This window comes from Streptomyces sp. NPDC107522 (assembly GCF_055657525.1).
In genome coordinates, this window is the sequence record NZ_JBVKAU010000001.1 from 619,164 (window position 1) to 639,046 (window position 19,883).

At 70.4% G+C, this 19,883-nt stretch carries 19 protein-coding genes, 1 tRNA gene and 1 pseudogene; 14 read left to right on the top strand and 7 right to left on the bottom strand.

The genetic code is table 11. From position 1 onward, the window contains the following. Positions 1-108: 108 nt before the first annotated feature. Positions 109-927: an SGNH/GDSL hydrolase family protein gene (locus ACZ7L6_RS02675; protein WP_471920117.1), complete on the top strand. Its 819-nt coding sequence runs from the start codon at positions 109-111 to the stop codon at positions 925-927. A 158-nt stretch (positions 928-1,085) separates the two neighbouring features. Here ACZ7L6_RS02675 and ACZ7L6_RS02680 read toward each other — a convergent pair whose 3' ends face one another. Both ACZ7L6_RS02680 and ACZ7L6_RS02685 read right to left on the bottom strand, forming a co-directional pair. Beyond that, positions 1,086-1,706 carry a TetR/AcrR family transcriptional regulator gene (locus ACZ7L6_RS02680; RefSeq protein WP_471920118.1) on the bottom strand — a complete coding sequence of 207 codons (621 nt, stop codon included), beginning with the start codon at positions 1,704-1,706 and terminating at the stop codon, positions 1,086-1,088. A 320-nt stretch (positions 1,707-2,026) separates the two neighbouring features. Beyond that, positions 2,027-3,211 (bottom strand): Glu/Leu/Phe/Val dehydrogenase dimerization domain-containing protein, encoded by a 1,185-nt coding sequence (locus ACZ7L6_RS02685; protein ID WP_471920119.1) that lies wholly within the window; start codon positions 3,209-3,211, stop codon positions 2,027-2,029. A gap of 188 nt (positions 3,212-3,399) precedes the next feature. On the opposite strand from ACZ7L6_RS02685, the gene ACZ7L6_RS02690 reads away from it, so the two are divergent. The 6 genes and pseudogenes from ACZ7L6_RS02690 (at position 3,400) to ACZ7L6_RS02715 (ending at position 9,905) form a co-directional block, all read left to right on the top strand. Continuing rightward, on the top strand, positions 3,400-4,659 hold the full coding sequence (locus ACZ7L6_RS02690) for an MBL fold metallo-hydrolase (protein WP_471920120.1): 1,260 nt from the start codon (positions 3,400-3,402) through the stop codon (positions 4,657-4,659). A 509-nt stretch (positions 4,660-5,168) separates the two neighbouring features. Continuing rightward, a pseudogene (locus ACZ7L6_RS02695) lies at positions 5,169-6,845 on the top strand (sensor histidine kinase); the annotation flags it as partial. Positions 6,846-7,879: 1,034 nt separating this feature from the next. Next, entirely contained in the window at positions 7,880-8,314 is a 435-nt protein-coding gene (locus tag ACZ7L6_RS02700) for a roadblock/LC7 domain-containing protein (RefSeq protein ID WP_433051577.1), read from the top strand. A gap of 2 nt (positions 8,315-8,316) precedes the next feature. Beyond that, on the top strand, positions 8,317-8,688 hold the full coding sequence (locus ACZ7L6_RS02705; RefSeq protein ID WP_451042048.1) for a DUF742 domain-containing protein: 372 nt from the start codon (positions 8,317-8,319) through the stop codon (positions 8,686-8,688). Then, positions 8,666-9,265 carry a GTP-binding protein gene (locus ACZ7L6_RS02710; RefSeq protein WP_471920121.1) on the top strand — a complete coding sequence of 200 codons (600 nt, stop codon included), beginning with the start codon at positions 8,666-8,668 and terminating at the stop codon, positions 9,263-9,265. The genes ACZ7L6_RS02705 and ACZ7L6_RS02710 overlap by 23 nt, the downstream gene beginning before the upstream one ends. Before the next feature lie 61 nt (positions 9,266-9,326). After that, positions 9,327-9,905 (top strand): GAF domain-containing protein, encoded by a 579-nt coding sequence (locus tag ACZ7L6_RS02715; protein WP_471920122.1) that lies wholly within the window; start codon positions 9,327-9,329, stop codon positions 9,903-9,905. A gap of 142 nt (positions 9,906-10,047) precedes the next feature. Here ACZ7L6_RS02715 and ACZ7L6_RS02720 read toward each other — a convergent pair whose 3' ends face one another. Together ACZ7L6_RS02720 and ACZ7L6_RS02725 are read right to left on the bottom strand one after the other, a co-directional pair. After that, complete coding sequence (locus tag ACZ7L6_RS02720) at positions 10,048-10,653, bottom strand: GOLPH3/VPS74 family protein (protein ID WP_471920123.1); 606 nt, start codon at positions 10,651-10,653, stop codon at positions 10,048-10,050. A gap of 13 nt (positions 10,654-10,666) precedes the next feature. Next, positions 10,667-10,912, bottom strand: a complete 246-nt coding sequence (locus ACZ7L6_RS02725; protein WP_471920124.1) for a hypothetical protein — start codon at positions 10,910-10,912, stop codon at positions 10,667-10,669. Positions 10,913-11,113: 201 nt separating this feature from the next. Between ACZ7L6_RS02725 and tdh the strand changes: the two genes are divergently transcribed. The 7 genes from tdh (at position 11,114) to ACZ7L6_RS02760 (ending at position 16,030) form a co-directional block, all read left to right on the top strand. Then, positions 11,114-12,142: an L-threonine 3-dehydrogenase gene (gene tdh / locus ACZ7L6_RS02730; RefSeq protein ID WP_471920125.1), complete on the top strand. Its 1,029-nt coding sequence runs from the start codon at positions 11,114-11,116 to the stop codon at positions 12,140-12,142. Positions 12,143-12,177: 35 nt separating this feature from the next. Further along, positions 12,178-13,371, top strand: a complete 1,194-nt coding sequence (locus ACZ7L6_RS02735) for a glycine C-acetyltransferase (protein WP_471920126.1) — start codon at positions 12,178-12,180, stop codon at positions 13,369-13,371. A 36-nt stretch (positions 13,372-13,407) separates the two neighbouring features. Continuing rightward, the gene (locus tag ACZ7L6_RS02740) at positions 13,408-14,310 is read left to right on the top strand and encodes a LysR family transcriptional regulator (RefSeq protein WP_471920127.1); all 903 of its coding nucleotides are present in this window, start codon (positions 13,408-13,410) and stop codon (positions 14,308-14,310) included. A 46-nt stretch (positions 14,311-14,356) separates the two neighbouring features. Then, entirely contained in the window at positions 14,357-14,947 is a 591-nt protein-coding gene (locus tag ACZ7L6_RS02745; RefSeq protein ID WP_471920128.1) for a helix-turn-helix domain-containing protein, read from the top strand. Next, positions 14,944-15,477, top strand: coding sequence for a GNAT family N-acetyltransferase (locus tag ACZ7L6_RS02750; protein WP_471920129.1), 534 nt, complete (start codon positions 14,944-14,946; stop codon positions 15,475-15,477). Before ACZ7L6_RS02745 ends, ACZ7L6_RS02750 begins: the two co-directional genes overlap by 4 nt. A gap of 42 nt (positions 15,478-15,519) precedes the next feature. Further along, entirely contained in the window at positions 15,520-15,876 is a 357-nt protein-coding gene (locus tag ACZ7L6_RS02755) for an MmcQ/YjbR family DNA-binding protein (RefSeq protein WP_471920130.1), read from the top strand. A gap of 80 nt (positions 15,877-15,956) precedes the next feature. Continuing rightward, positions 15,957-16,030, top strand: a tRNA-Pro gene (locus tag ACZ7L6_RS02760). Positions 16,031-16,137: 107 nt separating this feature from the next. Here the strand turns inward: ACZ7L6_RS02760 and ACZ7L6_RS02765 are convergent. The 3 genes from ACZ7L6_RS02765 to ACZ7L6_RS02775 all read right to left on the bottom strand — a co-directional run bounded on the left by ACZ7L6_RS02765 (position 16,138) and on the right by ACZ7L6_RS02775 (position 19,830). After that, positions 16,138-16,491, bottom strand: a complete 354-nt coding sequence (locus ACZ7L6_RS02765; protein ID WP_471920131.1) for a hypothetical protein — start codon at positions 16,489-16,491, stop codon at positions 16,138-16,140. Between the two features lie 168 nt (positions 16,492-16,659). Further along, positions 16,660-18,360 (bottom strand): hypothetical protein, encoded by a 1,701-nt coding sequence (locus tag ACZ7L6_RS02770; protein ID WP_471920132.1) that lies wholly within the window; start codon positions 18,358-18,360, stop codon positions 16,660-16,662. Positions 18,361-18,393: 33 nt separating this feature from the next. After that, positions 18,394-19,830, bottom strand: a complete 1,437-nt coding sequence (locus tag ACZ7L6_RS02775; RefSeq protein ID WP_471920133.1) for a hypothetical protein — start codon at positions 19,828-19,830, stop codon at positions 18,394-18,396. Positions 19,831-19,883 lie beyond the last annotated feature (53 nt).

A 19,883-nucleotide genomic window follows, 5' to 3' on the forward strand; every position in this document is an offset into this window, starting at 1 on the left:
AGAGGAGTATTCCAGGTTTGGCCAACACTTTAGGAGTGGCTTATCTCACCGCGCGTCAACCCTTCCTTACGGTCGCGTAGGTCACATTCGAAGGTGAATCATGCCTGTGTGGCAGGCGATTCGAAGAGTGACAGCAGATCAGAGATCGGGTCGTACGTCGCGGTGGGGGACAGCTTCACCGAGGGCGTCGGCGACCCCGGCCCCGACGGGGCGTTCGTCGGCTGGGCCGACCGGTTCGCGGTACTGCTCGCGGACCGGCGACCCGAGGGCGACTTCAAGTACACCAACCTCGCCGTGCGCGGCAAACTGCTCGACCAGATCGTGGAGGACCAGGTCCCGCAGGCCCTGGAACTGGCCCCGGACCTGGTCTCGTTCTGCGCGGGCGGCAACGACATCATCCGGCCCGGCACCGACCCCGACGAGGTGGCCGAGCGCTTCGAGCGGGCTGTCGTCCGGCTCACCTCCGCCGTCGGCACCGTCATGGTGACTACCGGCTTCGACACCCGTGGCGTGCCCGTGCTGAAGCATCTGCGCGGCAAGATCGCCACGTACAACGGCCATGTGCGGGCCATCGCCGACCGGTACGGCTGCCCCGTCCTGGACCTGTGGTCCCTGAAGACCGTCCAGGACCGCCGGGCCTGGGACGACGACCGGCTCCACCTGTCTCCCGAGGGGCACACGCGCGTGGCGCTCCGCGCGGGTCAGGTCCTCGGCCTGGAGGTTCCGGCCGACCCGGACCAGCCGTGGCCGCCGCTCCCGCCCCGCGGCACCCTCGAGATACGCCGGGACGACGTCCACTGGGCGCGCGAGTACCTGGTGCCGTGGATCGGACGGCGTCTGCGGGGCGAGTCGTCGGGCGACCATGTGACGGCCAAGGGGACGCTGTCGCCGGACGACATCAAGATGCGGATCGAATCGGTGGCTTGAGACGGTGCCTCGGCGGTGTGGGCCGTGCCCTGTTGGAGGGGGTGCGGCCCACGCGGCTGTCGTGGCCGTGGTGAACCGGACGGGGTTGTTGTGGCCGTGGTGAACCGGACGCGGCTGTCGTGGCTGTGGTGAAACCGGGTGCCCTGCGATCGGCGACCTCACCGCGCCGACGCGGTCAACGCCTCCCGCTCCAGCCCCAGTTCCCGGGCGAGCGCCTCGTCCACCCACTCCTGGGCACGCGCGCGTGACACCGCGCCCGGGTACGACGTCAGCTGTACGGCGAGCCCGTCGAGCAGAGCCGTGAGCCGTAGGGCCGTGCCGGCGGGGTCGGGGCAGCGGAACTCGTCCGCGGCCACGCCCTCCACGATGACCTCGGCGATGGCGGCCTTCCACTGCCGGTCCAGTTCCCTTGTGACCTCCTGCAGCGCGGGCTCGCGCAGCGCCGCCGCCCAGCCCTCGATCCACAGCCGCCAGCCCTTGGCCTGCCCGGTCGGCGCGTACCAGCGCACCGCCGCCCGCAGCCTGCGCAGCGCCGTCGTACGGCGACCGAGGAGCCTGCGCAGCCGGGCCAGGTCGCCCTCGGCCGCATGGGTGAACGCGGCCGCGACCAGCTTCTCCTTCGTGGCGAAGTGATAGAGCACCAGCGCGTTGCTCACCCCGAGTGCCGAGGCCACGTCGGCGATCCTGACCGCCGCCACGCCCCGCGCCTCTATCTGCTCCACGGCGGCCCGCAGCAACTCCTCACGCCGCTCCGCCACGCTCAACCGCACTCTACCCACTCCGTCACCCTAGGCCCTGTCGGCCAATTCCCGCCTGCCCGGCGGCGCCTGGCACGCACGCTCGCCGCGGTCGAAACGCCCACGTGACCTCTCCCCGCCCCCGCGCGAACCGGCTTCGCCGAGCTCTCGCGGGGACCCCCATCGCCGCCGGCCGGGCCCGCCCTCCGGGCGGACGACGGGAGTTTGCCGACGGGCCCCAGCCTCGCCAAGGGCCATTCCCGAGCCCTCCCCGGGCCGTTCCCGTGCTGTGGTCGGGCGCAGGCCCTGTCCGCCCGTAACCGAGGTCGAGTAGTGGCTGTGCGCCGCGCGTGGTGACGGCGTCACCGGTGCCAGCCGAACCGTTCGGCGATCACTGGCAGCCGGTCCGCCGCGATGGCGTGCGCGGCGGACCGGGGTGATGTTCCGTCGGCCTCGGCGCGGGCGAGGGTGAGGTCGGTCAGGGCGCGCATCGAGCGTCTCGTGTGGGCGAAGGCCTCGTCCGCGTCCGCGCCGATGTCGCCGAACAGCGTCCACCACCACCAGGCGTTCGTGGCCGAGTTGACCACGACGTCCGGCAGTACCGTGACGCCCCGCTCGGCGAGCAGCTCCTCCGCCTCGGGCCGTACGGGCATGTTGGCCGCCTCGGCGATCCAACGGGCCGTGATCACCCCCTGGTTGGCCGCGTCGATCGCGTACGACACGGCTGCCGGGACCAGCACCTCCGCCTCGGCCGACAGCCAGGCGTCGCCCGGCAGTTCGCGGTCGCCGGGGCGCAGCGCGGCGCGGTCGACGGTGCCGTACGCGTCCCGCGCCGCGAGCAGTGCCTCGATGTCGAGGCCCGCCGGATTGGCGATCGTGCCCTTGATGTCGGCGACGGCCACGACGGTGAGCCCCGCGCGCGTGAGGAAGCGCGCCGTGGCGCCGCCCATGGTCCCGAGGCCCTGCACGGCGACGCGGGTCCTCCAGTACGGCACCTCCGCCCGGTCCAGGGCCGTGAGCACCGACTCGGCGACCCCGCAGCCGCCGACCAGCTCGTCCAGCCCGATGCCGTCCACCTCGACCGCGAACGCGTCCGCGAGCCGCCGCCGGGCGCCGGCCTCGTCGTCGAGCAGCGGATACACCGCCTGGACGGACGAGACGAGCCCTGCCTCGGCCGCCGCCCGGTCGACCACGTCCTGGGAGAGGCCGAGGTCCTCGCCCGTGGTCCAGAAACTCTCGATGTACGGCCGCATGCTCCGCAGGTAGCGGACCAGGATCCCGTACGCCTCCGGATCCCGGGGATCGCAGTCGATGCCGCCCTTTGCACCGCCCAAGGGGACGTAGCGCGCCTCGGGGTCGTAGTGCAGGGCTTCCTTCATGGTCATGCCGCGGGCGAGCCCGGCGACCTCGTCCAGCGTGCAGCCCGGCCGCATCCGCAGCCCACCGCTGGACACGCCGCGCACCAGCCGGTCCACGACCAGGAAGCCCTGGCGGCCGGTGACGTGGTCGGTCCAGGTGAGCGACAGGAACGGGGTGGGGGTGGTCATGGGGTCTCCGGTGGGGAGGAGTGCTGCGCGCCGTGCGCGGGTTACTGAACGACGGGTCAGTATCGAAGTCGAGGCGGGGACATGTCAACGGTCCGGATGGCAGCCCAGGGGAACTAACCAGGGGCACGCGGGGTTGTCGGAGGGGCCGACCATAATGGAAGGCCTCACCGACTCCACCTGGAGGTACCGTGGCCGGTTTCCGTTTCCCGAGCTCCGGGCTGCGTGCCCTGCGGCCCGAGGCCTTCGGCGTGGACCCGAGCGGTGAGCGCATGGCGCGCATCCGCAGATCGCCGCACTTCAGGGACGGGGTCTTCCAGAATCCCGGAGGCACCGCCCGGACCCGCCCATCCGGGTCGATGCTGGAGTTCGCCAAGGTCTTCTTCGACAAGGACACCCGGCCCCGGCGTGCCCCGAAGGGCACCGTGCCGGTGCACCCCACCACATACGCTGACCTGGCCAAGCCTCCCGCCGGCGGGCTGCGCCTGACCTGGATGGGGCACTCGAGCATCCTCGCGGAGATCGACGGCCACCGCGTGCTGTTCGACCCGGTGTGGGGCGAGCGCTGCTCCCCCTTCCCCTTCGTCGGGCCCAAGCGGCTGCATCCCGTGCCCCTGCCGCTCGCCGCACTCGGCCCGGTGGACGTCGTCGTCATCTCGCACGACCACTACGACCACCTCGACCTGCCCACGATCAAGGCACTGGCCGGCACGGACACGCTCTTCGCCGTACCGCTCGGCGTCGGCGCCCACCTCGAGCACTGGGGCGTGTCCGCCGACCGGCTGCGCGAGCTGGACTGGCACGAGACGACGAAGGTCGGCGGACTCACGCTGACCGCCACCCCTGCCCGCCACTTCTGCGGCCGCGGACTGCGCAACACGCAGCACACCCTCTGGGCGTCCTGGGCCGTCGCGTCGGACGAGCACCGGATCTACCACAGCGGTGACACCGGCTACTTCGAGGGCTTCAAGGACATCGGCGCCGAGCACGGGCCGTTCGACGCCACGATGATCCAGGTCGGCGCCTACTCGGATTTCTGGCCCGACATCCACATGACGCCGGAGGAGGGCGTCAGGGCCCACCTCGATCTGCAGGGCGGCGATCCGGCCGTGGGCGTCATGCTGCCGATCCACTGGGGGACCTTCAACCTGGCGACGCATCCGTGGGCGGAGCCCGGGGAGTGGATGATGCGGGCCACGCACAAGGCCGGCGTCACGATGGCGGCCCCGCGCTGCGGCGAGCCGTTCGAGCCGGCCTCCGTGCCGCCCGTGACGCCGTGGTGGCGCGAGGTGGCCCAGGCGCCCGCCGAGGGGTGGCCGGTATGGCCGCCCGTCGCGCCGGCAGCGGACGGTACGGCGGCTGCGTCGACGCCGGACGGCACGCCGGTCGCGTCGACGCCGGACAGCGCGGCGGTCGTCCAGGGCAGCCCGGACGTCGCGGACGTCGGCTGAGCGCGCCCTCGCGGGACGGTTCGCGCCGGGCGCGTAGGAGTGCGTCGGGGCGCATGCGGGGGCGGCGTGCGCTGCTACGGCCGGTGACGTGCCGGGGGACGGAGAGCCGGACGCGCCGGTGCTGAACCGTCCCTGCCGGGACGATCGCGAGCAGGGAAAACGGGAAGTCCACTAGGGGTGGGGCGCAGGACGTGCCCCACCCCTGATTTTTCTTCGTGACCACTTCTGACCAGGTCCGATCGTTCGAGTGCTCCATGTGGGCGAAAGGTGGAGCCGGTTATCGGTCTGTCGTACGAGACCTCATACCAGAGCGGGACGCTGCCTGCGCGACTTTGTCAACTGCCCACCGCACATGATGCGGAGACGACTACTGTGAGTGTCCGTCGGGCGACGCGGAGCCGAAATCGCGTCGGCTCTGTCGACCGACATCGCGATGGCGCATGCCCCGGGCCGCGCAGACCGCGCGCACCCCCAAGGCTCCCGACCGACGGACCAGTACGAGGACCCCGATGTCTCAACTCCGCGCCCCGGCCGCACGCGCAGACCGCCGTGAGGGCGGGCGTCACGGGCGCCCGGCCGGCCGCACCGCACCCGCGCTGCCCGAGACCCACATACGGCCCCAACTGCTGCGTCTGGCCGTGCTTCCGCCCGTCGCGGTGGCCCTCAGTGCCTGTGCGGCCGTGCTGTTCGTGGTGCGCACCACCGGAGCGCGGCCGAGCCTCACCCTGTGGGCCGTACTCTCCGGCGCGCTCTCGGTGACCCTCGCAGGCATCCTGATCGCCGCAGTGGCCGCCAACCGCACCGCCAGGTCCGTGAGCGACCGCATCGGCGCACTGCGCCGCAGCAGCGCGCGCGGCGAAGCCGATCTGCGGGCTCTCGTCGAGACACTGCGGCGCGGCGACGGCCCGCCGAAGCGCAAGTCGCGCAGCGGTCCGCCCGAGGGCGCCGACGACTTCGAACTGCTGGCCGCCGACCTGGCCCGTGCGCACGACGGAGCCGTCGCCGCCGTCGTCCAGGCGTCGCAACTCTCCAGCCAGGCAGGCAGCGAACAGAAGCTCGAGGTGTTCGTCAACCTCGCCCGGCGCCTGCAGTCGCTCGTGCACCGCGAGATCTCGATCCTCGACGAACTGGAGAACGAGATCGAGGACCCCGACCTGCTCAAGGGCCTCTTCCACGTGGACCACCTCGCCACCCGCATCCGCCGCCACGCCGAGAACCTCGCCGTGCTCGGCGGCGCCGTCTCCCGCCGGCAGTGGAGCAATCCCGTCTCCATGACCGAGGTGCTGCGCTCGGCCATCGCGGAGGTGGAGCAGTACTCGCGGGTCAAGCTCGTGCCCCCGATCGACGGCACCCTGCGCGGGCACGCCGTCGCCGACGTGATCCATCTGCTGGCCGAACTCGTCGAGAACGCCACGGTGTTCTCCGCCCCGCACACTCAAGTGCTCCTGCGCGCCAACCTCGTGACCTCGGGGCTCGCCGTCGAGGTCGAGGACCGCGGGCTCGGCATGCCCGTCGCCGAGCAGAACCGGATGAACGCCCTGCTCACCGACCCCGACCAGGTCAACGTCGCCAGCCTGCTGGCGGACGGGCGCATCGGGCTGTTCGTCGTGTCGCAACTCGCCAAGCGGCACGGCATCCATGTGCGCCTCCAGACCAACATCTACGGCGGTGTCCAGGCCGTACTCGTCGTGCCGCAGGGGCTGTTGGGAACGGAGCCCGGGGCTCGGGGAAGCGCGGGGCGGGCACCGGAGTCGCAGGAGGGTCACGGTGCGGCGGGCACGGCCGCACCGCCGAACTCCCCGTCGCAGGCACGTCCGCAGCAGACGCCGGTGCCGCCCCAGCAGCATCGGCAGCCCGCGTCGGCCGCGTCGGCGGGCGGGCAGCGCGGTGCGGCCGAGGCGCCGTCGGGGACGCCGGGGGCGCCGCGTCGGCCGCAGCCACCAACCGGCGTGAGCGGCGCGGCTGCTCGGGCCAACGGCAGCGGGCCGGCGCCGCTGCCCGTGCGCGGTGCCGGTGGAGAGCGGTCCAACCCGGCTGAGGCGCGGCCCGGCATCAGGCCCGACGAGCGCCGGATCGTCGAGGAGAACACGGCCACACCGCCGACTCCGCGCAGCAGTGCGGTCCGCGGCACCATGGACAAGCCCCAACTGCCCCGGCGCCGCGCTCAGGAACACATCGCGCCCCAACTCCGTGACGGCCCCGCACCACGCCAGGAATCCGACTACCTCGCCGGGCACGACCCGGGGCTGATGGCGGCGTTCCAGCGGGGCATCGGGCTCGCCGAGACGCAGCAGCACATGGAGGCGGCGCACATGGATGCGGCGCACATGGATGTGGCGCACATGGATGTGGGACATGTGGAGGCCGGGGACCGGGACACCGGACGCCTGGACACGCGGCATGTGGAGGCCGGCCGACTGGATGCCGGGCATGCGGACGCCGGACCCATGGATGGCGAGCACATGGGTGGCGGCTACATGGCCGGGGACGCCACCGAGTTGGGGCGTAGGGATCCCGGACCTGGGGAGTCTCGGCATGGGCATCTGGGTGGCGGACACATGGATGTGGGGCATATTGGCGCGGGCCACATGGACGCCTCCTACACGACGTCCGGCGGCACGACCCAAATGGCGTCGGGCCACATGGCATCGAGCCACATGGCGTCAGGCCACACAGCCTCCGGGCACACAGCGTCTGCGCAGGTGGGCTGGACCCATATGGACACGGGCCACATGGACTCGGCACACACCGGCGCCACCCCAGCCCCCACCACCCCCCACCCGACCACTCCCACCTACACGCCCCCACGACACCCGACCCCTGACCCCATGTCCGACCCGGAACCGACCCGCCTGGCCCCCGCCCCCTCCGAGCCCACCCGCCTGGAGTCCGTGCGCCCGGCGTCGATCCGGCTGGAGCCGACGAGCCTCGACCCGGGTCGCACCCAATCCACACGTCTGCGCCCGACTTCCGTGGATGAACTCCACACAGACGTGAACTCCATGGCCCCCCGACCACCCATGGACGTATCACCCATGGACCCGGCCCATATGACCGAGACGCACCCCCGCCCCGCGACCGGAACCGACCACACCACCCGGCACGACGGGAGCGCACCGGCCGGATGACCACGCCCCTGACCAGCTCGAAGTCCGCCTGGAAGGCCACCCCCGTCTCCAGCGCTCCCGCAGACCTTCGTACCTCAAGGAGTCGATCCATCATGGCGAGCGAAGCGCCGACCGCTCATGTGTCCGATCTCGACTGGCTGATGAGTGGCCTAGTGCAGCGCGTACCGCACACCAGCAGCGCGGTACTCCTCTCCTGCGACGGGCTCGTGAAGTCGGTTCACGGCCTCGACCCGGACAGCGCCGACCACATGGCAGCCCTGGCCTCCGGCCTGTACTCCCTCGGCCGCAGCGCCGGGGTCCGCTTCGGCGACGGCGGTGACGTGCGCCAGGTCGTCGTCGAGCTCGACTCGACGCTGCTGTTCGTGACCACGGCCGGTTCCGGCACCTGTCTCGCCGTGCTGGCCGGCCGCGAGGCCGACGCGGCGGTGCTCGGCTACGAGATGGCGATGCTGGTCAAGAGCGTCCGCCCGTACCTGGTCACCGCCCCCCGTCAGCACTCCGTCGAACCCTCGGCGATGAGGCCTTGAACGTGACGGCGGCCGGCGACGGGCCCTGGCTCGACGACGCGGCCGGACGGCTGGTGCGCCCTTTCACGGTCAGCAACGGCCGTACCCGGCCCACCGTCGCGCTCGATCTCATGTCGCAGGTGATGGCCACCGGGGCGACCCCCCTCGGCTACCTCGGCCCCGAGCACGAACAGGCGCTCGACCTGTGCCGGGCCCCCGTCTCGGTCGCCGAGGTCGCCGCCCACCTGAAGCTGCCGGCGGCGGTCACCAAGGTGCTGCTGTCGGACCTCGTCGACGGCGGGGCGCTCACCACCAAGCCCCCCGAGTTCCACCACAACCCGACTGACCGGGCCCTTCTGGAGGCAGTGCTCGATGGACTACGACGACAGCTCTGACCCCTTCCCCACCGCGCTGAAGATCTTGGTCGCGGGAGGGTTCGGGGTCGGCAAGACGACTTTCGTGGGCGCGGTGAGCGAGATCGCGCCGCTCAGTACGGAGGAACTGCTCACCACGGTCAGCGCCGCGACCGACAGCCTGGAGGGCGTCGAGAACAAGGTCGAGACGACGGTGGCCATGGACTTCGGCCGCATCACGCTCGATCCGGAACACGTCCTGTACCTGTTCGGCACGCCCGGACAGGAACGGTTCTGGTTCATGTGGGACGAGCTGTGCGAGGGCGCGCTCGGCGCGGTCATCCTCGCCGACACCCGGCGCCTGGAGGACTGCTTCGCCGCCGTCGACTTCTTCGAGCAGCGCGGCCTCGGCTTCATCGTCGCGATCAACGAGTTCGACGGTTCCTACCGTTACGACCCCGAGGAGGTCCGCGCCGCCATCGACCTCGATCCGGAGATCCCGATCGTCCGCTGCGACGCCCGGATCTCCAGCTCCGGTGTGCAGACCCTGCTGACCCTCGTCCGGCACCTCATCGCCCACACCCCGGCACACGCGCCGAGCCACGGCGCACACATGTGACACCCGCACACACCAGGACGGAACCGCATATGAACCACGCCCACAGTGACGGAATCCGCCCATGAGCTACGGCCCACCCCGCCCGGTCGCTCGCCTGCTGCTCACCCCCGAGGACAAGGAGGCCCCCGCCCGCGCACGGCGGCTGCTCCGACTGGGCCTGGCGGAACAGCCGGACCCCGCCCTCGACATCTTCGCGGACCATCTCGCCGGACTCACCGGGGCGCCGTACGCCATGGTCAACTTCCTGGGTGAGAACCGGCAGTTCTTCGCCGGCCTGCATGTGCGGCACACAGTGCGCCTCACGCGGGCCGACGACACCAAGCCGGAACTGGGCCGCCAATTGGAGCGCGACCATGGGTTCTGCCCCCATGTGGTCGTCCGACGCAAGGCGCTGGTGCTGGAGGACGTCCGCGACTATCCACGGTTCGCGGGAAACCCGATCGTCGACGAGTTCGGCATCCGCTCCTATCTGGGCGCCCCGCTCATCGACAGCACGGGGATGGTGCTCGGCACGGTGTGTGTCGTCGACGTGGAGCCGCGGCCCTGGGGGAGGGCCGGTCTGGAGACCATCAAGGCGTCGGCGGCCGAGCTGGTCACCCGGCTGGAGAGGCGGGCGGTCGACGGTCTCCCGCTGCTCTGACGGCCTGCGCGAGGCAGCGCGGGCCGTGTGGCCCAGCTGGAGGGCCAGGGGATGGTCGCCGAGCTCCACCACAGCCCGCAGCGTCTGACCCCGTTGGGGGACAACTGCCTGGCCCTGCTGGGCGCCCGTTGACCGTCGGCGCCTAGTAGCCGCGCCAGACGTTGTCGAACGCGGCGTCCTCGATCGCCCGCCGCTGCCGCACGGCCTCCAGTTCCATCACGGCGTCGCCGACGGCGGCCAGTACGGTCGCCACCGCCTCGTCGTCGAGCTCCGCAGTGCCGTCGGCCGCTTCGTCGTGGATCCCGGCGGCCGCGGCCAGTGCGGCGAGCACCGGCTCGCCCGACGCCCAGCGCTCCTCGGCCCGCCGCCGGGCCGGCGAGTCGACCGGCTCGGTCCGCCCGGTCCGCAGCGGAAACCGGCGGCCCCGTGGCCGGGTCGTCAGTCCCACCCGCTCCAGGTCCTCCACATAGGCCGAGGACAGCCCGCGGCCCCGGCGCCACAGCCAGTCCTCGACCGACTCGTACGGCTCCTGTCGTACGAGTGCCGCGGTCGCCTCGTCCAGGAGCCGGTCGCCCGTGGGCGCCTGAGCGCTCGGCAGGATGCGGTCGCCGTCCAGGACCAGGGCCCGGCTCTCGATCAGGTCGAACACCTCGGCCCCGGCGAGCGCGAGCGACAGATCACCCTGCTCCACCGGGCGGTCGGGCGCCGCGTCGAGGGCGATGATCGCGAGGTCCCGTGCGGTGGTCATGAGCGGCTCCAGGTCAGTCGGCCGAGTCGGGGCGAGGACGTCGGGCCTGGTCTCGGGGCCGGGCGTCCTGCGTCGATTCTCGCCGCCGTTCGGGATTCGTGTGGTGTACTACGACCATGTGGTGCGGGAAGCCGATCCGCAGCACGGCGGCGGCCCCGACCGCGGCGAGGACCGCGAGGGCGGCCAGGAGCAGGGCCGACCGGTGACCGTCGTGCAGCAGCGGGGCGACGTGAAGAGGGCAGGCCTCGATCCGGCTCACTGGACATCCGGCGGTCAGCAGCGCCGCCGAGCGGGGGAAGCGCGGGGCAGGCGTGAAGGAAAGCTGTGGCGCCGCTTAAGAAATCCTCGATGGACCGGGGCGCCGCCGTACGGCAGATTGCTACGCGATTCCACCCCTCTCCCCGGCCACGGGCTCCTTCGGCATGCCCGGAGCCGGGACTCACCCTCAGGAGCCGTAGCGTTGAAGGCGCTGGTCAAGGAGAAGGCGGAGCCCGGGCTCTGGCTCGCGGACGTCCCCGAACCCGCCGTCGGACCCGGCGACGTACTGATCAAGGTGCTGCGCACCGGCATCTGCGGCACCGATCTGCACATCCGGTCCTGGGACGGCTGGGCGCAGCAGGCGATCCGCACGCCGCTCGTGGTCGGGCACGAGTTCGTCGGCGAGGTCGTCGAGACGGGGCGCGACGTCACCGACGTCAAGATCGGCGACCGTGTCAGCGGCGAGGGCCACTTGGTGTGCGGCAAGTGCCGCAACTGCCTGGCCGGCCGCCGCCATCTGTGCCGTGCCACGGTCGGCCTCGGCGTCGGACGGGACGGGGCCTTCGCCGAGTACGTCGCCCTGCCCGCCGCCAATGTGTGGGTGCACCGTGTGGCCGTCGACCTCGACGTCGCCGCGATCTTCGACCCGTTCGGCAACGCCGTGCACACCGCGCTGTCGTTCCCGCTGGTCGGTGAGGACGTGCTCATCACCGGGGCCGGTCCGATCGGCCTGATGGCGGCGGCCGTCGCCCGGCACGCGGGGGCCCGCAACGTCGTGATCACCGACGTGAGCGAGGAACGGCTGGCGCTGGCCCGCAAGATCGGCGTGAGCCTCGCGCTGAACGTGTCCGAGGCGAGCATCGCCGACGGGCAGCGCGTACTCGGTCTGCGCGAGGGCTTCGACATCGGCCTGGAGATGTCCGGTCGCCCCGAGGCCATGCGCGACATGATCGCCAACATGACGCACGGCGGCCGTATCGCCATGCTCGGCCTGCCCGCGCAGGAGTTCGCGGTCGACTGGGCCCGGATCGTCACCTCGATGATCACCATCAAGGGCATCTACGGCCGTGAGATGTTCGAGACCTGGTACGCCATGTCGGTGCTGCTGGAGGGCGGCCTCGACCTCGCGCCCGTGATCACCGGCCGGTACGGCTACCGCGACTTCGAGGCGGCGTTCGCCGACGCGGCGAGCGGCCGCGGCGGCAAGGTCATCCTCGACTGGACCGCGTAACTCCCCTACCGCGTAAGCACCTTAGGAGCCCCCTCATGTTCGACTCCGTGCGCGACGACCTGCGCGCCACCCTCGACGAGATCCGCGCCGCCGGCCTGCACAAGCCGGAGCGCGTCATCGGCACCCCGCAGTCCGCGACCGTGAACGTCACCGCGGGCGGCCGCCCCGGCGAGGTCCTCAACTTCTGCGCCAACAACTACCTCGGCCTCGCCGACCACCCCGAGGTCGTCGCCGCCGCCCACCAGGCCCTGGACCGCTGGGGCTACGGCATGGCGTCGGTCCGTTTCATCTGCGGCACCCAGGAGGTGCACAAGGAACTGGAGGCCCGGCTGTCGGCGTTCCTCGGCCAGGAGGACACGATCCTGTACTCCTCCTGCTTCGACGCCAACGGCGGTGTCTTCGAGACGCTCCTCGGCGAGGAGGACGCGGTGATCTCCGACACGCTCAACCACGCGTCGATCATCGACGGCATCCGCCTGTCCAAGGCCCGCCGCTTCCGGTACGCCAACCGTGATCTGGCGGACCTGGAGGCGAAGTTGAAGGAGGCGTCCGACGCGCGACGCCGGCTGATCGTCACCGACGGCGTCTTCTCCATGGACGGGTACGTGGCGCCGTTGAGGGAGATCTGCGACCTCGCCGACCGCTACGACGCCATGGTCATGGTCGACGACTCCCACGCCGTCGGCTTCGTCGGCCCCGGCGGCCGCGGCACCCCCGAGCTGCACGGCGTGATGGACCGCGTCGACATCATCACCGGCACCCTCGGCAAGGCCCTCGGCGGCGCCTCCGGGGGCTACGTGGCCGCCCGTGCCGAGATCGTGGCCCTGCTGCGCCAGCGCTCCCGCCCGTACCTGTTCTCCAACACCCTGGCCCCGGTGATCGCCGCCGCCTCCCTGAAGGTGCTCGACCTGCTGGAGTCCGCCGACGACCTGCGCGTCCGGCTGGCCGAGAACACGGCGCTGTTCCGCCGTCGTATGACCGAGGAGGGCTTCGAGATCCTCCCCGGCGACCACGCCATCGCGCCGGTGATGATCGGCGACGCGGCGAAGGCCGCCCGGCTGGCGGAGCTGCTGCTGGAGCGCGGCGTCTACGTGATCGGTTTCTCGTACCCGGTCGTGCCGCAGGGCCAGGCCCGGATTCGCGTGCAGCTGTCCGCCGCCCACTCCACGGACGACGTCAACCGTGCCGTGGACGCCTTCGTGGCGGCGCGGGCGGAGCTGGAGGGCTGAGCCGGAGCGCACGGGGCATTTGAGACAATCGATCGCATGATCGAAGCGCGGCGGCTCCACATCCTCCGGGCGGTGGCCGACCATCGCACGGTGACGGCGGCTGCCGCCGCGCTGTATCTGACCCCGTCGGCGGTCTCCCAGCAGCTGGCCGCCCTGGAGCAGGAGACGGGCCACCGTCTGGTCGAGCGCAGCGCCAAGGGCGTACGGCTGACGCCGGCCGGCGAGATCCTGCTCAGCCACACCAACGCGGTCCTGGCCCAGCTGGAGCGGGCGGAGGCCGAGCTGGCGGCGTACAGCTCCGGCGCGGCCGGCACGGTCACCGTCGCCTCCTTCGCGACCGGCATCGCCCAGGTCGTCGCCCCCGCCGTGGCCCGCCTCGCCGGGTCCGCGCCCGGCATCCGCATCCGGGTGCAGGACGCGGAGGGCGACGCGAGCCTGCCGATGGTGCTCGACCGGCAGGTGGACGTCGCGGTCGCCGTCGAGTACCGGGGGGCTCCGCCCGCCGACGACCCCCGCCTGACGCACGTCCCGCTGTACGCCGAACCGTTCGACGCCGTCGTCCCGGTCACCCACCGCCTGGCCGACACCGCCGAAGTCCCCCTCGCCGACCTGGCCAAGGACCCGTGGATCGGCCCGTACCCCGGCAACCCCTGCCACGAGGTGGTGGTCCTGGCCTGCGAGAACGCCGGCTTCCAGCCCCGCCTCGAACACTCCTCGGACGACTTCCGCGCGGTCGTCGCCCTCGCCTCGGCCGACGCGGGCGTGGCCCTCGTACCGCGCTCGGCACTGCGCGGCATGGACCTCACCGGGGTCGTCGTACGGCCCGTGGACGGGGTGGCACCCACGCGCCGGGTCTTCGCGGCCGTACGACGAGGCGCCGAGGAGCATCCGCTGATCAAGCCGGTGCTCGAGGCGCTCGGGGCAGCGGCGGGGGAGTGAGCCATCCGTAACGCGGATGCTTCATATCTGGGATAGATTCCCGAATATGAAACAGAAGAGTTCCGACGCCGGCGCGCTCCCGGACCCGGTCGACGCCCGCCTCGGCACCCGTCTGGCCGAGCTGCGAGCCGAACGCGGCTGGTCGCTGGGGGAGTTGGCGGAACGCAGCGGCGTGAGCCGCTCGACCCTGTCGCGGGCCGAACGGGCGGAGATCAGTCCCACCGCCTCGCTGCTGAACCGCCTGTGCCATGTGTACGGCCGGACCATGTCCCAACTGCTCAGTGAGGTCGAGTCCGAGCCCGCGCTGCTGGTGCGGGCGGCCGAGCAGCCGGTGTGGGAGGACCGTTCCTCCGGGTTCGTACGGCGATCCGTGTCGCCGCCGCACGCCGGGCTGCGCGGCGAGATCGTCGAGGGGCGGCTCGTGGCGGGCGCCGACATCGCGTACGACCGGCCGCCCGTGCCGGGGCTGGAACAGCACATCTGGGTCCTGGAAGGGGAGCTCGACGTGACGGTCAAGGAGGTCGAGCACCATCTCGGTGCCGGGGACTGCCTGCGGATGCGGGTGTGGGGGCCGACGCGGTTCCGGTGCGCGGGGTCCGAGCCTGTGCGGTATGTGCTGGCGGTGGTGCTGCCGTGAACGTGACGCGCCTCGACGAGCGTCAACTCAAAGACCGCGTGGGGGAGTTGGCGGACCTGCTTGTGGACACCGTCGCGGACGGCGCCTCCGTCGGATTCCTCGCACCGCTCGACCGTGCGGCGGCCATCGACTGGTGGGAGGAGCGCGCTGTCGCTGTCGCCGCCGGGCAGTTGGCGGTATGGGCGGCCCGCGAGAGCGGGCGGACGGTCGGCACGGTCAGTCTGGCCTTCCCCGACAAACCCAACAGCCGCCACCGGGCCGAGCTGGTCAAGCTGATGGTGCATCGCCGGGCGCGGGGGCGGGGCCTCGGCCGCAGACTCCTCACGACCGCGGAACAGGCAGCGATCGATGCCGGGGTCACCCTTCTCCACCTGGACACCGAGACCGACAGCCTCGCCGAGCGCCTGTACGGGTCGGCCGGGTGGACCCGGGCCGGGGTGATCCCCGACTACGCGGCGAGCCCGGCCGGGGTGCTGCGGCCGACGACGATCTACTACAAGTACGTGGGTGCAACCGCTCTCACCAGGTGATTGTCCAGGTGATTGTCAGTGGCAGCCGCTACGGTGCGTTCCATGCCGGATGCCGAAGACGTACGCCGTATCGCCCTGTCTCTGCCGGACACGACGGAGAAGATCGCCTGGAGCATGCCCACGTTCCGGGTCGCGGGCAAGATGTTCGCCACGCTCCCCGAGGACGAGACCTCCATCGCGGTGCGCTGCCCCAAGGAGGAGCGCGACGAACTGGTCCTGGCCGAGCCGGAGAAGTTCTGGATCGCCGACCACGAGGCGCAGTTCGCCTGGGTGCGGGTCCGGCTGGCCGCGCTGGAGGACGAGGCCGAACTCCACGACATCCTCGCCGACTCCTGGCGCCAGGCGGCACCGTCCCGGCTGCTCGACGCGTACCCCGAGCTGGGCCGGCCGGCCGAATAAACGGGTGCGCGACCACCGACCCGAGTGCGGTATTGTTTCCATGCGCGTTCGGCCGGGGGAAACCCCAGGTCAGACGGCATCGGGACGTGGCGCAGCTTGGTAGCGCACTTGACTGGGGGTCAAGGGGTCGCAGGTTCAAATCCTGTCGTCCCGACAGTTCGATGCAGCTGTCATCGCAGGTCAGGGCCTTGGATCACATCATGTGAGACGGGGCCCTCGATCGTTTCCGGCGCTCTTGTCCACTTCGTGATCTGCGCGCCCTCAACCCGCCTCGTCGTCTATCACCACTTTGATCTCCCTGGGGCGTTGGACCCGGGCCTCGGACCGCTTCAGCACAGTCCTGAGGGCGGCGCCCCGTTCGATCACTGTGGTCAGGTCCTCCATGAACTCGTCGAGTTTGTCCTCCATGGCCTCGAAGTCCTTCGCGGCGGCGGAGGCGGAACGTCTGCGTGTGAACTGCTCACGATTTGCGACGAGTCCCGCCAGAACACGACGGGACTTGTCCGCTGACTTGACGGACTCCAGGAATCGGCGAAGGGGGCCTTGTACGGCGGGTTTGGCCCCGTTGGACAGTCCTCGGGCCTCTCTCTGGCAGTCGACGAACGCCTTCTTCATGGCGTCGAGAGAATCCGGCTCTATCTCCTGAGCGGACCTTCCGAGCAACGCGGACCAGCCTTGCTCGCATGCCGTGATGGTTTGGTCGACAAGCTTCAGTAGCGCGGAAGACACTGTGCTCCGCCCGTCTGCCACGTCTCGTCGACATCGCCCACCATGCGCTCCGGTCTACCTGAGCTGGTTCACTGCGACGCGCAGAACGTTCGTGACCTGTCGCAGCTTCTCCACCGTGAGACGTATGCGCAGGAGGTCTGCGTTTTCGCGTCCCGGCACCCCGAGGGGATGGATCTGTCGCTGTGTCGCTTCAACCTGTCTTTTCAGATCTCCCAGCGCTTCGGTGTATCCGATCAGCCCGCGGTAGTCCGTGCCGCTGTGGTGGAGTTGCAACGCGACAAGCTCATGCGTCGCTTCGATCACGGTGTCCATCAGATAGCGGGCCGTTGTTGCCTGGATGTGCAGATCCCGGCCGTGCGAAGAGGAGCTGAAGCCCGTCACCTCCGCATACAGGTCTTCTACGTCGGCGTTCAGTCGCTCCACCAGCTCGGTCGCCTGTGCGGCGGCCCCTGTCAGGGGCGCCGGCGGTCGGGCTTCGCGCCGTCTCTCGAAATCGACACGCACTACCGTGCCCTCGCCCCTGAGGTCTGCGTCTTGCCCTTCCGTGACGACGGCAGGGGCCGACTCCGCCGGCGGATCCTCCATGGAGTCCTTCACGTCCTCCCTCTCCAGTTCCTCGACGTAGTGCGTGGCGGCGTGCGCAGCAAGTCGAAGGAACCATATGCGGTCCTTCTCGGACACCCCTTCGCGTCCGCAGAACATCAGGGCACAGGCCACGAGGGCCAGGTTGCGGTTGGCGGCCCACTCGTCCAGCTGTTCCGTGGCCCAGTCCGGGACGAACCGCCGATGTTTGGAGATCACCTGCCACAGTTCGGGGAGAACCAGGTCTCCTGGCGAGCTCTTGGAGTCCGAGAGGACTCGCAGCAGGGCCGCCCTCTCGACAGAGCCACACCCTGACTCCGCCAGTCGGCTCGCAACGATGCAGAGCAGGAACTGGACCGGGTCGCGCGCCAACGGTGCCGCCTCGCTGTAGCGGGTGAGATCGATCAGAATGAAGCTCCGCCTGCCGAAACCCGTCGGTACAAGTACGTTGCCCAGGTTCAGGTCTCCGTGTGCCTTCCCGAAGAAGGTGCGGCGCAGGGTTCTTTGGCCCCACCGGGTCCCCTTGGTGAGCAGGAACGGATTGACAAGGGGCTTGCTCTCGTCGCGAAACAGCAGATGATCCGTCGGCTCTTCGAACAGCCTGGAGTCTCGCGCCACCCAGTCGCGCAGCGGTTTCCCGTCGTCCAGCCGGTCCTGCAACAACTCCTTCATGAAAGCTTGGACCGTCAACTCATGCTTCGTGTCTTCTCTTCCCCATTTCTGAAGCAAGGCGCGTGTCACCCATTCATATGCTGACGCCCGCTTGTCCCAGTGTAGTTGTGAAAAGTCGGTGATTTCCTTGGTGCTGCCACCCGCGAGACGCTGAAACATGAACCAAGGGTTTCCTGCACGCATACCGTCGACCGGTACCGCGATGGGCTCCCAAAGCGGTTGGAGCAGATGACGGCGGAACCCGGGCGGGGCGTCCTGCCAGGCCGACTTCGTTTTCCGGTACTCGTCCTGAGTCTTGTCGCCCGCCGGGCACAGCTTCAGCACCGCCTTACGGTTGGAGCCCTTTTCTTCGATATAGACCAGCGCGACCTTCGCTCCACTTCCACCGGACAGCCACCTTTCGAGGCGTACGGTCCGACAGGTCTGGTTCAGCCAGGGGTCGAGAGCCCCGATCGCTTCGCGCCCCAGATCCTGGAAGGCTTCAAGGGGTTCCAACCCCATTGGTCCTCTCCTCCAGCCGTGCCGGACAACGGATCAGTTGCGGCTGAGCGCTCTGTGCGCACCCGCGATCACCGCGGTGGCGAGCAGCCAGCCGGCCGACATCAGCAGTACCGCGACCGCTTTGTCGCTGCCGGTCGGCTCCCATGCCGTGCGCTGCCCCAAATTGGCGATGGGGACGATCAGGTCGAGGGAATACAGCACGGGATCCCAGGCGCGGCGCGCGCCGCCCGACACGGGCCCCGGCGGGTGCACGGTGAACCAAGCCGATCCGATTCCGACCAACAGCACCAGCCACAACAGTGCACGACCCGGCACGTATCCATAGCCGAAGAGGACATCCTGGAGCCAGCTCCATATGCGCCCCGGCAGTCGTTCCTCTCGTCGTAATCGACGTTCGCGAGCATGGCGAACCATTCGAGCGGACCGCTCATGGCCGGCTCGCTGATAGTAGGTGGCCAACTGCTCGAAGGAGCTGGATCCCACTGCCGAATCTCTGGCGAGCCAGGCCAGCCGCTGCTTCACCCCGATGGGTTCCGTCGAGCCGAGCCGTTCATACACAAGGCCCTCCAGATCGAGCCGGCCCGGCGCCGGCCAGCTGCTCGGACAATCGACGTACGAACCGACCCTGCTGTCACGCAACACCAGTGCTCCCGTCGGTGGAACCCGGAAATCCACGCGGAGCCGAGGCGTTCGCAAGCGTGTGAGCACGGCAGCGCCGGCGGGTTCGGAAAGCGTGGCATCGTGAAACGTGACGACGCTTCCTACGACCGCGCCACGCAACCGTACCGGCCCACGGCACGTGAAACCCCAGTCGGCGTAGAAGCCGAGCGCACAACTCAGCCCCGTCGCATCGACGGCTCCCACCACAGCGTGGTCGAGCAGAACCGACTGTTCCACGCGCGCGTCCCGGAGATAGAGGCCTCCGGTGGTCTCCAGGCGGCTGGCTTTCAGGGAGTCGCCGATGACGATCCGGGGAGCGAACAACGCCCAGGGCCCCGGGCCGCCGAGCGTCGTCCCCTCCAGCGACAGGCCGCCGTCGATGCGGGCGGCGGTCAGCCGCAGGGCCGCGACGACCGACTCGTCGCGCACACGACGGGAGACGACGGAGCGGTCGCCGTCGAGTCGAGGATCGGCTGTGGGCGTCGCCGGGCTTCCGGCATCGCCGATCCGCATCGCGTTCAGCAGCAGATCCCCGTGGACCCGGACCCGGTCGGCGCGCAGACCCGCTGCGGTGCTCCCGGTGAGGTCCGCGGACTCCAAGACGGCTCCGTCGAGTAGAACCTCGCCTTCGAAGACGCAGTTCACGAGCTCGAGGTGGATGTCCAAGCGGGCCTGGCGCAAGTCCAGGGTCCCGGTGCAGCGTGCGCCTTCGATGCGGATGCGCCGACGGTCCCTGGCCGCCTCACTGAGGATGAATGCCGCGAGTCTGGAGGCCTCGATGAGCCGACCTCGGTCCACATCTCTGCGCACTCCGCGAGCGCCCCTGCCTCTGGCTGCCATCCGACCCCAAAGCGTTTGTCACG

What these genes read in the sequence shown, in the direction of transcription:
- ACZ7L6_RS02685 (WP_471920119.1), bottom strand. Translation starts at nt 3,211, where the DNA reads ATGACCACCCCCACCCCGTTCCTGTCGCTCACCTGGACCGACCACGTC.
- ACZ7L6_RS02700 (WP_433051577.1), top strand. Translation starts at nt 7,880, where the DNA reads ATGGCGAGCGAAGCGCCGACCGCTCATGTGTCCGATCTCGACTGGCTG.
- ACZ7L6_RS02710 (WP_471920121.1), top strand. Translation starts at nt 8,666, where the DNA reads ATGGACTACGACGACAGCTCTGACCCCTTCCCCACCGCGCTGAAGATC.
- ACZ7L6_RS02715 (WP_471920122.1), top strand. Translation starts at nt 9,327, where the DNA reads ATGAGCTACGGCCCACCCCGCCCGGTCGCTCGCCTGCTGCTCACCCCC.
- ACZ7L6_RS02720 (WP_471920123.1), bottom strand. Translation starts at nt 10,653, where the DNA reads ATGACCACCGCACGGGACCTCGCGATCATCGCCCTCGACGCGGCGCCC.
- ACZ7L6_RS02735 (WP_471920126.1), top strand. Translation starts at nt 12,178, where the DNA reads ATGTTCGACTCCGTGCGCGACGACCTGCGCGCCACCCTCGACGAGATC.
- ACZ7L6_RS02740 (WP_471920127.1), top strand. Translation starts at nt 13,408, where the DNA reads ATGATCGAAGCGCGGCGGCTCCACATCCTCCGGGCGGTGGCCGACCAT.
- ACZ7L6_RS02745 (WP_471920128.1), top strand. Translation starts at nt 14,357, where the DNA reads ATGAAACAGAAGAGTTCCGACGCCGGCGCGCTCCCGGACCCGGTCGAC.
- ACZ7L6_RS02755 (WP_471920130.1), top strand. Translation starts at nt 15,520, where the DNA reads ATGCCGGATGCCGAAGACGTACGCCGTATCGCCCTGTCTCTGCCGGAC.
- ACZ7L6_RS02765 (WP_471920131.1), bottom strand. Translation starts at nt 16,491, where the DNA reads ATGAAGAAGGCGTTCGTCGACTGCCAGAGAGAGGCCCGAGGACTGTCC.
- ACZ7L6_RS02770 (WP_471920132.1), bottom strand. Translation starts at nt 18,360, where the DNA reads ATGGGGTTGGAACCCCTTGAAGCCTTCCAGGATCTGGGGCGCGAAGCG.